The organism is Devosia sp. 1566 (assembly GCF_004005995.1).
GTDB lineage: Bacteria > Pseudomonadota > Alphaproteobacteria > Rhizobiales > Devosiaceae > Devosia.
In genome coordinates, this window is record NZ_CP034767.1 from 3,005,714 (window position 1) to 3,019,855 (window position 14,142).

A 14,142-nucleotide genomic window follows, 5' to 3' on the forward strand; every position below is an offset into this window, starting at 1 on the left:
GCCCCTTCTGACTTTTCGAGTGCGCCATGGCCAAGAAACCCCAGATCGCCGCCGACACCCGACCCTGGCGCGACCCGGCAGCCAAACCCTTCGTGCGCATCAAGGACGTGACCAAGCGCTTCGGCGATGTGTACGCGGTCAACGAGGTGTCGCTCGACATCTTCCAGGGCGAGTTGTTTTGCCTGCTGGGCGGATCGGGATCCGGCAAATCGACGCTGCTGCGCATGCTGGCCGGTTTCGAGCAGCCAACCAGCGGCACCATCGAGATCGATGGGCAGGACATGACCGAGGTGGCCCCCTATAACCGCCCCGTCAACATGATGTTCCAGAGCTATGCCCTGTTCCCCCATATGAGCGTGGAACAGAACATCGCCTATGGCCTCAAGCGCGACCACCTGCCCAAGAACGAGATCGCCGACCGGGTCGAGGAACTGCTCAGCCTCGTCAAGCTCCAGGATTACGGCAAGCGCCGGCCGCACCAGCTCTCGGGCGGGCAGCGCCAGCGCGTGGCTCTCGCCCGTTCGCTGGCCAAGCGGCCAAAGCTGCTGCTGCTCGACGAGCCGCTGGGCGCGCTCGACAAGAAGCTGCGCGAGGAAACCCAGTTCGAGCTGGTCAAGATCCAGGAATCGCTCGGCGTCACCTTCATCGTCGTCACGCACGACCAGGAGGAAGCGATGACGCTGGCCACCCGGATCGGGGTGATGAACTATGGCGAGATCGCCATGATCGGCGAGCCGACTGATATCTATGAATTCCCCAATTCGCGCTTCGTGGCCGGCTTTATCGGCTCGGTCAACATGGCCGAAGGCGTGGTGATCGACGACGAGCCCGACCATGTGCGCATTCGCTCGGCCGAGCTCGGTTGCGACATCTATGTCAGCCACGGCGTCGACTGCGCGCCCGACCAGATCCTGTGGTGGGCAGTGCGTCCCGAAAAGATCAGCCTTTCGCGCGAACAGCCCGAGGATGAGCACGACGCCAATGTCACCAAAGGCATGGTGGAAGAAATCGGCTATCTGGGGGACATGACCGTCTACCAGATCCTGCTCGCCAGCGGGAAGCGCCTGCGGGTGACGCAAACCAATACGGTGCGCGGCAATCCCGACGCGATCACCTGGGACGAGGAAGTGTATTGCGCCTGGGGTGGCAATGCCGGCTCGGTGCTGACGGTATGATGGCCAACCCAGCCACAGCGGGGGTCGGTTCGATTGCGGCATTTGGCCAGCCGCCGAGCTTGGCGATGAGCCGGAATCCCCACCCCGTCCCTCCCCTCAAGGGGGAGGGTGTGGATCGGGGCTTGCTGTTATCAGTGCCCCACAGGCCGACCCCCTCCCCGGCCCTCCCGGCAAGGGGGAGGGAGGGCAGAGCACCGGCATTGAGGCCGGGCAACATAGCGGCATCGCCGCACCTTGAGGACGTTCGCACCGGAGTTGGTCATGTCCAGTTTTGACATCGACAATCCCGCGCCGCGCCGGCGGACCTGGACCATGGTGGAGCGGGGGCTCGCCGCGGTTGGGATTTCTGGCAAGATGCTGGTGATCGCGGCACCTGCGATCTGGCTGACCGTTTTCTTCCTTGTGCCGCTGGTTGTGGTCTTCGGCATTTCGCTGTCGATCAAGCAGTTCGGCCGCCCACCTTATTCCGACCTCATCACCTTTGATGAGGAAGGCACGGTGCAGCTGACGCTGCACCTGACCAATTACCTGCGCCTGTTCACCGACAATCTTTATGTCGCCGCTTACCTGTCCTCGATCCGCATTGCCTTTATCTCGACGATCATCACGCTCCTGATCGGCTACCCTATGGCCTATGCCATTGCCCGGGCGCCTGATCGCTGGCGCAATATCCTCTTGATGCTGGTGATCCTGCCGTTCTGGACCTCGTTTTTGCTGCGCGTTTATGCGCTGACCGGCTTCATGCGCGGCAATGGCGTCATCAATCAGTTCCTTGGGCTGTTCGGCATCGAGCCGCTAGTGATGATGCAGACCGATTTTGCCGTTTATGTCGGCATTGTCTATACCTACCTGCCCTTCATGATCCTGCCGCTCTACACCAATCTGGTGAAGCTGGACGGCGCCTTGCTGGAGGCTTCGGCCGACCTCGGCGCGCGGCCCTGGCGCACTTTCCTGTCGGTGACCATGCCGCTTTCCATGCCCGGCATCATTGCCGGCTCCATGCTGGTGTTCATTCCCGCCATCGGCGAGTTCGTGATCCCCTCGCTGCTGGGCGGACCCTCGACCCTGATGATCGGGCGCGTGTTGTGGGACGAGTTCTTTGCCAACACCAACTGGCCCCGGGCCGCGGCGGTGGCTGTTGCGATGCTGGTGGTTGTGGTGATCCCGATCATGCTGCTGCAAAAGGCGCAAGACGCCGTGGTGGAGAAATAAGATGCGGCGCGGCTGGTTTTTGCCCATCGCAGCTTCGGTGGGTTTCGTATTTCTCTACGCGCCCATCATTTCGCTGGTGGTGTTCTCGTTCAATGAATCCCGGCTGGTGACGGTCTGGTCGGGCTTTTCCTTCAAATGGTATGGCGAGCTGTTCCGCGACCCACAGATGCTGGGTGCCGCGTGGCTGAGCCTGCAGATCGCCGCTGTCAGCGCCACCATCGCCTTGTTCCTCGGCACGCTTTGCGCCGTGGCGCTCGTGCGCTTCAAGCGTTTTCGCGGCCGCACCGTGCTCGCGGGCACGGTATCGGCGCCGCTGGTGATGCCCGACGTGATCACGGGCCTCGCATTGCTGCTCTTGTTCGTGGCCATGGAAGGCACGCTGGGCTGGCCGGCGGGCCGGGGCATGCTCACCATCATCATCGCCCATTCCGTGTTCTGCATGGCCTATGTGACGGTGGTGGTGCAATCGCGCCTGTCCGACCTCGATCTCAGCCTCGAGGAAGCGGCGATGGACCTGGGCGCGACGCCGGTGCGGGTGTTTTTCGACATCACCCTGCCCATCATCGCCCCGGCCCTGGTTTCGGGCTGGCTGCTGGGCTTTACCCTGTCGCTAGATGACTTGGTGATCGCGAGCTTCGTGTCCGGCCCGGGCTCGTCCACCCTGCCCATGGTGATCTTTTCCAAGGTGCGACTGGGCGTGTCGCCCGATGTCAATGCGCTCGCGACCATCATCATCGGCATCGTGGCGCTGGGTGTGCTGGGCGCAACGCTGTTCCAGCTACGCTCACGCCCACATGCGTCAAGCCGTTAAGTTCTCGTTCAGCAAGCCGTGATTGGACAAACCGACCCGGGCACCCCATCTTTCTCATATGTTCAACAAATGTGAAGGAGGTGATCCAATGTCTATTGAGATTACGGCGCTCAACGAGAGCCTTGGATTTGGTGGTCTGGCAGGCGAGGTACGCCTCGGCTAACAACACCTCCTCCGGCTTTGAGGCCGTTAAACTCAAGAAGGGCTGCCGCAAGGCGGCCCTTTTTTGTTGCCCGTTAGACCGGCAGATCTTCCAGCTGCAATGAATCGGCAAGGCTGGTCCGATCGAGCACTGCCCGGGTAGCAAGGGTGACCCGCTCGAACACGTGGCGGATTTCGCATGACGCCTCATCGCGACAATCCTCGCAACGCCGGTACGCCGTCAGCGACAGGCAGGGCAAGGGCGCGAGCGGCCCATCGATGAGGCGCAGCACTTCGCCAAACATCACCTCTTCGGGGGAACGCGCCAGCACATAGCCGCCAAGCCGGCCGCGACGGCTGGTGACGAGCCCGGCCCGCTTGAGCTCAAGCAGGATCTGTTCGAGGAACTTCTTGGGAATGCCCTGTTCCCGCGAAATCTCGCCAATCATGCGCGATTCACCGCGCGCCGCCCGGCTGAGGGCAAGAAGGGCTCGCAGCGCATATTTGGCCTTTTGCGAGATCATCGGGCTTGGCGCTTAGCCTCTCGGCTCGGGAGTCACAGGCGGCGCAACCGATGGACGGTCGGCTTCCCCGTCCTCGGGTTCCGGCGGCAGTTCGTCCAGTGACGGCAGGCTATCGCGGGGCTCGGGGGTAACCTCGGGCGGCTCGATGGGCGCGGCCGGCTCAGCGGGCAGCGCCGGCTCAGCGGGTGCGGTCGGCTCAGCAGGCATCGCGGGCCCACCGGCAGGCAACAGCGGCTCGGGAGCCTGGGGGGTGGACAGCATCGCACCGTGCTCGTGAGTCTCGGCCGCAGCGTCGTCGACGGGCGGCACCAGCAGATCAAGCGGCTCGGCGAGCGAAGCCGGCTCACCAACCTCCACCAGAGGCTCTTCGCGAACAACAGCCGCTTCGGCTGCGGACGGGTTGGCGGCGGGCGGCACAGCGGGCGCAGTTGCGGAACCGCCACCATCAACCAGCACCGGCGGCACCTGAGCCGTCTCCTGCGTCTCGGCAGTGGCGCTCGGGGCCCCAACAGGATGGGCGGCAAGCGGCTCGACAGGACCGAGTGCCTCGGCGAAAGCATCGGGCGCGTCAACATCGGTAAGGCTGTCGTTGAGCAACTCAGGCTCGGTTTCCATGAAATCGGGTTCGAGGGTTTCCCCGGCAAGGGTTGTGGCCAGCGGCTCGGTTTCCGTGGCTTCGGCGGCGGGGTCCGACTGGAGGCTCGCAGCCTCGAAATCGCCCAGCACCGGCTCGGCACCCGCGGCGAGCGGAGCGCCCGCGACCTTGTGGAGGATGTTTTCGGTGGGGGCGAGCCGCGCTTCGGCCGCGCGCGCCTGGGCCGCGTATTCCTGGGCAACGAGCCCATCATCGGCGCGCGCGCCACTGAGCCAGGCGAGCATGCCGGCGGCAATTTCGCGCTCGCCCATGATCACCGTATCGGCGCCATGGCGCGTGAGGTGCTCGACCTCCTCGTCCGAATGGGCGCGGGCGATGATGCGGATGGCGGGATTGAGCTTGCGGCCCTGCTCCACCACAGTGCCGGCCTCGAAGCCATTGGGAATGGCGATCATCAGCGCTTCGGCGGCACCCAGATTGGCAAGCTTGAGCACATCAAGGCTCGCAGCATTGCCCACCACGACCGCTATGTCCTTGGCGCGGGCAGCGGCCACGGCATGGTCGGTGTCTTCGATCAGCACCAGCTTGCCGGTAGGCTGCAGGGCGTCGGCGGCGACCCGGCCGACCCGGCCATAGCCCACCAGCACGGTGTGGCCGGTCAGAGTAACAGGCTCGGGGGCGTCATCGAGGTCCTGGGCGTCGCTTTCAACGCCAACCGCATTGGGCCGGTCGGTGGTCAGCGGGCCATCGGAAACGACTGGCCCCTCGCCCGGCTCGATGCGGATGTCGTCGTCGCGTGCCGAGCGGCGGCCGAACTGGGCTTCGAAGGTTGGCTTGAGCAGGTCAGCGCCCCAGAACACCAGTGGATTGAGCACGATGGAGATCAGCGCGCCGGCCAGGATCAGGTCCTGCCCTTCGGGCGGAAGGATCGCCAGCGACACGCCGAGCGAAGCAAGGATGAACGAGAACTCGCCGATCTGCGCCAGCGACGCCGAGATGGTCAGCGCGGTGCCCACCGGGCGGCGGAACAACAGCACGATGCCAAAGGCGGCGGCGGATTTGCCGATCAGGATGATGAACACGGTGGCCAGCACCGGCAGGGGATCGGTGATGATGATGGAAGGGTCGAACAGCATGCCGACCGACACAAAGAACAGGACGGCAAAGGCGTCGCGCAGCGGCAGGGTTTCCTGGGCGGCGCGGTGGCTGAGCTCGCTTTCCGACAGGATCATGCCGGCAAAAAATGCACCCAGCGCCAGCGACACACCGAACAGCACGGCTGAACCCAGCGCCACGCCCAGTGCAATGGCGAGCACCGCCAGCCGGAACAGTTCGCGCGAGCCGGTATGGGCAGTGGCGTGCAGGGCCCAGGGGATGAGCCTCCGGCCAACGATCAGCATGAAGCCCACAAAGGCCGCGACCTTGACGAGGGTCAGGAACAGCACGCCCCAGATCCCGACTTCGGTGCGCAGCACGCGCTCGACAAACGACACGAAGGGATCATGGATGCCGCTATCGGTGCCATAAAGGCTGGCAATGGCGGGGATCAGCACCAGCGCCAGCACCATGGCCAGATCCTCGACGATCAGCCAGCCAACGGCGATGCGGCCCCGCTCGGTTTCAATCAAGCGGCGGTCCTGCAGGGCCTTGAGCAGCACGACCGTGGAGGCCACCGAAAGCGCGAGGCCAAACAGCAGGCCCGCGCCGATGCCCCAGCCCAGAACAATGCCCAAACCCAGTCCCAACAGTGTGGCAAAGCCGATTTGCACCAGCGCGCCGGGGATGGCGAGCGCGCGTACGCTCATCAGGTCCTTAAGGGAGAAATGCAGGCCCACCCCGAACATGAGGAGGATCACGCCCAGCTCGGCCAGTTCTGCCCCCAACGCCTGGTCGGCGACAAAGCCGGGCGTATTGGGGCCCACCAGAATACCGGCAAACAGATAACCCACCAGCGGCGGGAGCCGGAAGCGATTGGCAATCATCCCGAAGATAAAGGCCAGCACCAGACCCGCGACGATCGTCGAGATCAGGGGGGTATCATGGTGCATGAAAGAACTCCGGGCTAACAACAAGGACAAGTGCAGGAATGACCCTGCTGCAAATTGGGGCATCACTGCGTGATCCGCAAGCGCCCGCTATCGGGAAAAGTGCAGCAATTAAATCGGTTTGGTCAGTTTGGCTGCAGCCCTCTCTTTGTTGATCAAGTTTGTCAGCGTGATGGCGAGCTTGACTAAAGCGCAGGGGGCTCGCAAGGGTTGCGGCGGTGGCGAGGTTCAAGCGCCAGCGAACCGCGCGATCCCACCGATTGCCGCCGGGTTTCGCACCCTGGGCAGACACGGAGTGGCGATGCGGTTATCCATTGGCTGTGAGATCGATTATGAGGTTTTCGACAACGCCACCTTGATCTTCAATGTCGAGGCGATGCATGGCGGGCGCCAGCGAATATTGAACGAGCGCATTGTGGTCACCCCACCATTCGTGACCGAGCAGTTTACCGCCAACGACACTGGCAACCGGTTCCGGCGCCTGACGGCATCGGGTGGGGCGCTCAAGCTCCGCTATGACGCCCAGATCGTGCTTGATCCAGTGCTGGCGAACCCGGCCGATATTGGCGAAGTTCCGGTGGCGCAGCTGCCGCCCGAAACCCTCGGGTTTCTCAATCCCTCGCGATATTGTCCATCGGACCTCCTGGCCCGCTTTGCGTCGCGCCAGTTCGGCGATGTGGAGCCTGGCTTTGTCCGGGTGACCGAGATCTGCAACTGGATCCATGAGGAGGTCGATTACCTCGCCGGCTCCAGCGACACCTCAACAACGGCGGCCGACACCTTTGCCACGCGCGCTGGCGTGTGCCGCGACTTTGCGCATCTGGGCGTGACCTTTTGCCGGGCGCTCGGCATCCCCGCCCGCTTTGTGTCCTGTTATGCCTGGCAGCTGCAGCCGCAGGATTTCCATGCGGTGTTTGAGGCCTATCTCGGTGACCGCTGGTACTTGTTCGACCCCACGCGCATGGCGGCGCTTGACGGGCTGGTGCGGATCGGCTCGGGACGCGACGCAGCCGACACGGCCTTTGCTACGCTTTTTGGCAATGTGCAGTCGCGCGGAGTGCGCGTTTGGGCCGATGCGCTCGATGCGGATACGGATGAACCCTGGACAGTGGATGCGGTCAGCGTCGCCGAACTCAGCTGAACCAGACGGCGCCCAGGGCCGAGCCTTCAGCCCATAGAATCCTGCAGCGAGGTCACGCGCTCGACCCGGACTTCCACATCCATGCCCAGGTAATCCCCCGCAGCGCCGGTATAGGTGCCGGCAATGGGAATGGCCTGCCCGGGCTCGCGCGCCACCCCGACCCGGATCAGGTCGCGGGTGCCAATGATGCCATTGGTTGGATCAAATTCCACCCACCCGGCTCCCGGCAGGAAGACCTGGCACCAGGCATGGGTTGCGCCGCCGCCGCGATGACTGCCATCGCGGTCTGGGGAGTAAAGATAACCCGACACAAACCGGGCGGCGAGGCCGAGCGAGCGGACGGCCTCCATCATCAGCAGCGCGAAATCCCGGCAGGTGCCGCGCCGGCTTGACAGGGTGACGGACGGACGCTGCGTGCCTGGCTGGGTGCGCCGGATATAGGCAAAGCTTTCCTTGATGGCATAGGTCATGGTCATCAGCAGGTGACCGGTATTGGTGCTGCCCCGCGGATCAAGGAAGCGCCGGGCCCAGCTGTCGACTTCGGTTTCTTCGGGAAACTGGCGTTGGCTGGTGGGCCCCAGATCCACCGCGTCCGTGCCGCCATAGTCAAAGGGATACAGCTTGGCGCGCGGATCGATCTCGAAATCGGGCGAGCTTTCGGGCGCATGATCGAGCACCATGCTGGCGACGATGCGCAGCTCGTCAGCGGGCTTCTCGAAGCGCGCGAGGGCGATGCAATTGCCAAACACATCATGGATCCAGCGCACACCGACCGGCTCAGGCGAGATGCGAAGGGCAAAGGATTCCAGCGTTTGTTCCATGCTGTCACGCGGGCGCACCAGAAGGCGGTGCTCCCCGAACTGGACAGGACCGGCGTAGCGGTAGACCGTCTCGTGCCTGACCTGGAGCAGGGTCATGAGACCACCGTGATCTTTTCGGCCGCGCGGGTGATGGCGGTGTAAAGCCAGCGCGCGCGTTCCTCACGGAACACGAAGCTTTCGTCGAACAAGTAGACATTGTCCCACTGGCTACCCTGCGCCTTGTGCACGGTCAGGCAATAGCCAAAGGTGAATTCATCAAATTGCCGCCGCTCGGGCCAGCTCATGGCGTCTTCTTCGCCCGAAAAGAACGCCTTGTGGGTCATTACCTTGGCTTCGCCCTTGCCCTCGTCAGCGCCCAGCAGCAGCGAATATTTGCCATTCGCCTTGCGCGCCACTTCGGTGACGATCCAGATCTGGCCATTGAGGAGGCGCTTGCGCGGATTGTTGCGCAGGCACACCATGCGATCGCCCACCACCGGCTCGTGAAATGGCAGGCCGCGCAACTCGCGCAGGCGGTCATTGTACTGCAGCCGCGTCTTGTTGCGTCCCACCAGCACCTGGTCGGCCTGAAGCACAGCATCACGATCCACCGAGTCACGCCCGACCACCAGTGACTCGCCATAGCGGCCATGTTCGAGATAGCCGCCTTCGCGCACATCCATGGACAGCCGGATGATCGGATTGTCGGCAGCCTGGCGATGGATTTCGGTGAGCATGATATCGGGCTCTTCGGCAGTGAAGAACCCGGCGCCCTGCACGGGGGGCAACTGGAACGGATCGCCCAGCACCAGCACCTTGACCCCAAAGGACAGCAGGTCCTGCCCCAGCTGCTCGTCCACCATCGAGACTTCATCGATGACGATGAGATCGGCATCGGCTGCGGGGGATTCCGGATCGAGCACGAAACGGGGCTCGCCTTCCTTTTCGCTGACCAGCGAATAGATCAGCGAATGGATGGTCTGGGCGCCCTTGCAGCCGCGGCGGCGCATGACCAGTGCGGCCTTGCCGGTGAAGGCGGCATATTTAACGTTCTTGACGTCACTGCCCAGATGCACGGCAAGCGTCGACTTGCCGGTGCCCGCCCAGCCGAACAGGCGGAACACCTGCGGCCCGTCCCGATCCTTGAGCCAGCTGGACACGGCCTTGAGGGCCGCGTCCTGTTGTGCCGACCATTGCGTCATCAGCTGATCGTGGTCGCGATGGTGCCCACGCCTTCAATTGTGCCAACCAGCTGGTCGCCGCGCTGAACCGCGCCGACGCCGGCTGGCGTGCCGGTCATGATGAGATCGCCCGGCTCGAGACGAACCAGGCCCGAGAGATAAGCGATGGTTTCAGCCACGCCCCAGAGCTGGTCACCCAGATCGCCACGCTGCCGCTCGACGCCATTAACGCTCAGAGTAATGGCACCCGTGCCGGGATGCCCGATCCGATCAACCGGCACGATGGTGCCGATGGGGGCGGACTGGTCAAAGCCCTTGGCCATGTCCCAGGGCCGGCCGGCCTTCTTGGCGACGGCCTGCAGGTCGCGCCGCGTCATGTCGAGGCCGGCGGCATAACCGAACACGTGATCGAGGGCCTGGCTTTCCGGGATGTCGACGCCGCCGGTGCCGATGGCCACCACCAGTTCGATCTCGTGGTGCAGGTCACTGGTTTGGGGGGGATAAGGCACCGCGCTGCTATCAGTCACCACGGCATCGGCAGGCTTGCAGAAAAAGAACGGAGCTTCGCGCGCGTCATTGCCCATTTCACGGGCGTGTTCGGCATAGTTGCGTCCAACGCAGAAAATGCGTCGCACCGGAAACATCCGTCCGTCATCCACAGGAAGGCCAACGGGTGCCGGTGGCGAAAACACAAACTCAGTCACGCTTGAATTCCTCTACATAAGAGCCCAGCAAATCCTGGTCGATGGGCCCAAGCCGGTCGTTGGCGGTAAAAGTCTGGTGCCAATAGGGATAAAGCAGCGGCGGCCGGCTGACGGCGTCGAGCCGCGCCCGCTCCTCATTGGAGAGCTTGAGCTCGGCGGCAGCGAGATTGTCGCGGAACTGCTCTTCGCTGCGCCCGCCGATGATCACCGAAGTGACGCCCGGCCGGCCCAGCAGCCAGGCCAGCGACACCTGCGCGCCCGACACATTGCGCTCTTCGGCAATGGCGACGATCACATCGATGATGTCATAGAGCCGGTTCCAATCAGGCACCGGCGGCTCGCGCCAGCCCCCCACATGGCGGCCGGCATCGGGGCCGCCTTCGCGCCGGTATTTGCCCGACAGGAGTCCGCCGGCAAGCGGAGACCAAACGAGAATGCCCAGCCCCTGATCCTGGCTGATCGGCACCAGCTCATATTCGGCTTCGCGCGAATGGAGGGTGTAATGGATCTGCTGGGAAATGAAGCGTTCATTGTGGCGCTCGCCGGCAGCCTGGAGCGCCTTCATGATGTGCCAGCCAGAGTAATTGGAGCAGCCGATATAGCGGACATGGCCGTGCTTGACCAAGATGTCGAGCGCTTCCATGGTTTCTTCGACCGGGGTCATCCCGTCCCATTCATGGACCTGGTAAAGATCGATATGGTCGGTCTTGAGGCGCTTGAGGCTGGCCTTGCACTGCTCGATGATGTGATGGCGCGACAGACCCGCATCATTGGGACCATCGCCGGTGCGGAAGCGCACCTTGGTGGCAAGCAGGGTGCGCTCGCGGCGCCCGTTTTCGCTCAGCGCCACCCCGATCATCTCCTCGGACACGCCCTTGTTGTAGATATTGGCGGTGTCGAGCAGGTTGATGCCGTGATCGAGGCAGAGATCGATCTGGCGGGTGGCTTCGTCCTGGGGCGTGTTGCCCACCCGCTCGGAGCCACCAAAGGTCATGGTGCCCATGGTCAGGCTTGATACGCGAAGTCCCGAACGGCCGAGATAACGATACTCCATGGCGGAGCTCCTGTTGTGCTGGGTCGTTAGGGCTAGTGCGCAAACGCGGTCGGGTCAATGCGCGCTATGCGCGGGCACCCCAAAACTGCTACGAGTCTGGCCTCCACTGGAAGCCTTGTTGTTTGCGGCCCGCCAATCCATTTGTATCTGTTTCGCTGGTGACGCTGGGCATGGTGGCCACGCAGATCGGCGCTTCGCTCGCCAAGGGGCTGTTCCTCCTGATCGGGGCAAGCGGCACCACGGCGCTGCGCCTGCTGCTTTCGGCGCTGGTGCTGGCCATCCTGTTCCGGCCCTGGCGGTTCCGGCTCGATCGGGCGCAGTGGCGCGCCGTGGGTTTTTATGGCGCGGCGATGGGCGCCATGAACCTGTTGTTTTACAGCGCGCTCGCCACCATTCCCCTTGGCGTCGCGGTGGCGCTGGAATTCACCGGCCCCCTGGCCGTGGCGCTGGCGGGCTCGCGCCGCGGCATTGATTTTGGCTGGGTGGCGCTGGCGGTGCTGGGGCTGCTGTTCCTTTTGCCGCTGTTTGGCTTGTCCGAGCCGCTGGACCCAATGGGGGTCGTTCTGGCACTGGCCGCCGGGGCGTTCTGGGCGGGCTATATTGTTTTCGGGCAGCGCGCGGGTACGGGTGGCGGGCCCCATACGGTGGCGCTGGGCGTGGGGCTTGGGGCCGCGCTGGTGCTGCCCTTCGGGCTGTGGAGTGCGGGCGCCGCCATGTTTGACCCGGCCATCCTGCCACTGGCGCTGGCCATGGCGCTCCTGTCCAGCGCCATTCCTTATTCGCTCGACATGCTGGCGTTGCCCCACCTGCCGGCGCGCACTTTTGGCATCCTGATGAGCGCACAGCCGGCGCTGGCCGCGTTGATGGGGCTGGTGCTCCTGGGCGAGCAATTGAGCGCGTGGCAATGGGCCGGCATTGGCGCGGTGATGCTGGCGTCGCTGGGCAGCACCGCCACAGCCCATCGCAACCCGCCGCCGCTGGCCTGAACCCGACGAAATCGGCTGCAAGGCCTGTCGGCTTTTGGCATAGTCCCGCGTCATCAATCAGAAGGGACGCGCCATGCTCTACGCCGTGTTGTGCTATAGTGACGAAAATGTCGTCGGCTCCTGGACCAAGGAAGAAGACGATGCCTGCCTTGCCCGCCTGGCCCAGGTGCAGGACCGGCTGGATCAAAAGGGCAAGCTCGGTCCAGTGGTGCGCCTGCTCCCCACCACCGCCGCGACCACGCTGCGCAAATCGGGCTCGGGCGAGCCGCTGGTGATCGACGGCCCCTTTGCCGAAACCAAGGAACAGTTCCTGGGCTTTTACGTCGCCGATTGCGAAACCCTCGATGAAGCGATCACCTTTGCCAAGGACCTCGCCAAAGCCAATCCGGTGCAGGGTTCCTATGAAATCCGGCCGCTTTCCATCTACAAACCCAGTGGACTCAAGCCATGACCGACAGCGCCTGGATCGCAGCAGCCCTTTCGGCAGCTCGCCCCCAGGCGCTGAGCGCCCTGCTGCGCTATTTCCGCGACCTCGATCGCGCCGAGGAAGCCTTTCAGGAGGCGAGCCTGCGCGCGATCAAGACCTGGCCCGAAAAAGGCCCGCCGCGCGAACCGGTAGCGTGGCTGGTTTTCGTGGGCCGCAACAGCGGCATCGACCAGGTGCGCAAGACCCGGCGCAATGTGCCCCTGCCCGCCGACGACATCCTCTCCGATCTCGACGATGCCGAAGCCGACATGGCCGAGCGGCTCGACAACGAGCATTATCGCGACGACATCCTGCGGCTGTTGTTTATCTGCTGCCATCCCGAACTGCCAGCTACCCAGCAGATCGCCCTGGCGCTGCGCATCGTGGCGGGGGTGCCCACCAGGCAGATCGCCCGCGCGTTTCTTGTGGGGGAAGCGGCGATGGAGCAACGTATCACCCGCGCCAAGGCGCGCGTCGCCGCCAATGCCGTGCCGTTCGACCCACCCGATGCGGTGGCCCGCGCCGAGCGGCTGGGGGCGGTGGCGCTGATGATCTACCTCATTTTCAATGAAGGCTATTCGCGCGGCCACTCCGATGAAGCGGCGGCGCGGCTTTGCGACGAGGCGATCCGGCTCGGACGCTTGCTGTTGCGCCTCTTCCCCACTGAACCCGAGATCATGGGCCTGCTGGCGCTGATGCTGCTGCAGCATGCCCGCAACCCCGCGCGCGCCGACGCCGCTGGCAATCTGGTCCTGCTGGAAGACCAGGATCGCAGCTTGTGGAACGGCCAGATGGCGGCCGAGGGGCTGGCCTTGGTGCAAAAAGCGCTGCGGCACGGGGAGCCCGGCGCCTATCAGGTGCAGGCCGCCATCGCCGCCCGGCACGCCGTGGCCCAAAGCGCCGCTGAAACCGACTGGGCCAGTATCGAGCAGCTATATGGCCTGCTCGAAGTGCTCCAGCCCTCCCCGGTGGTGACGCTCAACCGCGCGGTCGCCGTGAGCAAGGCGCGTGGGCCCGCCGCGGCGCTGGCGCTGGTGGAGCCGCTGGCCGAGCGCCTTGATGGCTATTTTCATTTCCATGGGGTGCGGGGCGGCTTGCTGCTGCAGCTGGGCGAACACGCCGCAGCGCGCGAAGCGTTCAACCGGGCGATTGCACTGGCCGGATCCCCCGCGGAAGCGGCCCATATTCGCGGCCACCTCGATCGGCTGGGAACGCTGTCAGATGGTGGTGACGATCCGGCGCCGCTCAACCAGCACAGTTCAAGCTAGCAAGCGAGGCTTCGTCGGCTGCAAGGGCGCAAAAAAGAT

The 14,142-nt window shown here is 64.2% G+C and carries 12 protein-coding genes and 1 pseudogene; 7 read left to right on the forward strand and 6 right to left on the reverse strand.

Annotated elements, in window-relative coordinates; translation table 11 throughout:
* Positions 1-26: 26 nt before the first annotated feature.
* The 3 genes from potA to ELX51_RS14400 all read left to right on the forward strand — a co-directional run bounded on the left by potA (position 27) and on the right by ELX51_RS14400 (position 3,198).
* Positions 27-1,175 carry a polyamine ABC transporter ATP-binding protein gene (gene potA / locus ELX51_RS14390; RefSeq protein WP_127754173.1) on the forward strand — a complete coding sequence of 383 codons (1,149 nt, stop codon included), beginning with the start codon at positions 27-29 and terminating at the stop codon, positions 1,173-1,175.
* A gap of 261 nt (positions 1,176-1,436) precedes the next feature.
* Positions 1,437-2,387 carry an ABC transporter permease subunit gene (locus tag ELX51_RS14395; protein ID WP_127754174.1) on the forward strand — a complete coding sequence of 317 codons (951 nt, stop codon included), beginning with the start codon at positions 1,437-1,439 and terminating at the stop codon, positions 2,385-2,387.
* A 1-nt stretch (position 2,388) separates the two neighbouring features.
* Positions 2,389-3,198: an ABC transporter permease subunit gene (locus ELX51_RS14400; protein WP_127754175.1), complete on the forward strand. Its 810-nt coding sequence runs from the start codon at positions 2,389-2,391 to the stop codon at positions 3,196-3,198.
* A gap of 236 nt (positions 3,199-3,434) precedes the next feature.
* Here the strand turns inward: ELX51_RS14400 and ELX51_RS14405 are convergent, their stop codons facing one another.
* Both ELX51_RS14405 and ELX51_RS14410 read right to left on the reverse strand, forming a co-directional pair.
* Positions 3,435-3,863 carry an Rrf2 family transcriptional regulator gene (locus ELX51_RS14405; RefSeq protein ID WP_127754176.1) on the reverse strand — a complete coding sequence of 143 codons (429 nt, stop codon included), beginning with the start codon at positions 3,861-3,863 and terminating at the stop codon, positions 3,435-3,437.
* Between the two features lie 861 nt (positions 3,864-4,724).
* Positions 4,725-6,506, reverse strand: a pseudogene (locus ELX51_RS14410) (cation:proton antiporter); the annotation flags it as partial.
* A 298-nt stretch (positions 6,507-6,804) separates the two neighbouring features.
* Here ELX51_RS14410 and ELX51_RS14415 point away from each other — a divergent pair.
* Positions 6,805-7,644, forward strand: coding sequence for a transglutaminase family protein (locus ELX51_RS14415; RefSeq protein WP_127754177.1), 840 nt, complete (start codon positions 6,805-6,807; stop codon positions 7,642-7,644).
* Positions 7,645-7,670: 26 nt separating this feature from the next.
* Here ELX51_RS14415 and ELX51_RS14420 read toward each other — a convergent pair whose 3' ends face one another.
* The 4 genes from ELX51_RS14420 to ELX51_RS14435 are packed head-to-tail and all read right to left on the reverse strand — an operon-like array spanning position 7,671 to position 11,383.
* Positions 7,671-8,561, reverse strand: a complete 891-nt coding sequence (locus tag ELX51_RS14420; RefSeq protein ID WP_127754178.1) for a transglutaminase family protein — start codon at positions 8,559-8,561, stop codon at positions 7,671-7,673.
* A complete protein-coding gene (locus tag ELX51_RS14425; protein ID WP_127754179.1) occupies positions 8,558-9,646 on the reverse strand; it encodes an AAA family ATPase in 1,089 nt (362 codons plus the stop codon). The genes ELX51_RS14420 and ELX51_RS14425 overlap by 4 nt, the downstream gene beginning before the upstream one ends.
* Positions 9,646-10,329 (reverse strand): fumarylacetoacetate hydrolase family protein, encoded by a 684-nt coding sequence (locus ELX51_RS14430; RefSeq protein ID WP_127754180.1) that lies wholly within the window; start codon positions 10,327-10,329, stop codon positions 9,646-9,648. The genes ELX51_RS14425 and ELX51_RS14430 overlap by 1 nt, the downstream gene beginning before the upstream one ends.
* Positions 10,322-11,383 (reverse strand): aldo/keto reductase, encoded by a 1,062-nt coding sequence (locus tag ELX51_RS14435; protein WP_127754181.1) that lies wholly within the window; start codon positions 11,381-11,383, stop codon positions 10,322-10,324. Before ELX51_RS14435 ends, ELX51_RS14430 begins: the two co-directional genes overlap by 8 nt.
* A 122-nt stretch (positions 11,384-11,505) precedes the next feature.
* Between ELX51_RS14435 and ELX51_RS14440 the strand changes: the two genes are divergently transcribed.
* The 3 genes from ELX51_RS14440 to ELX51_RS14450 all read left to right on the forward strand — a co-directional run bounded on the left by ELX51_RS14440 (position 11,506) and on the right by ELX51_RS14450 (position 14,103).
* Positions 11,506-12,369 carry an EamA family transporter gene (locus tag ELX51_RS14440; protein WP_248305131.1) on the forward strand — a complete coding sequence of 288 codons (864 nt, stop codon included), beginning with the start codon at positions 11,506-11,508 and terminating at the stop codon, positions 12,367-12,369.
* A gap of 73 nt (positions 12,370-12,442) precedes the next feature.
* Positions 12,443-12,820, forward strand: a complete 378-nt coding sequence (locus ELX51_RS14445; RefSeq protein WP_127754182.1) for a YciI family protein — start codon at positions 12,443-12,445, stop codon at positions 12,818-12,820.
* Positions 12,817-14,103: an RNA polymerase sigma factor gene (locus ELX51_RS14450; RefSeq protein WP_127754183.1), complete on the forward strand. Its 1,287-nt coding sequence runs from the start codon at positions 12,817-12,819 to the stop codon at positions 14,101-14,103. The genes ELX51_RS14445 and ELX51_RS14450 overlap by 4 nt, the downstream gene beginning before the upstream one ends.
* Positions 14,104-14,142 lie beyond the last annotated feature (39 nt).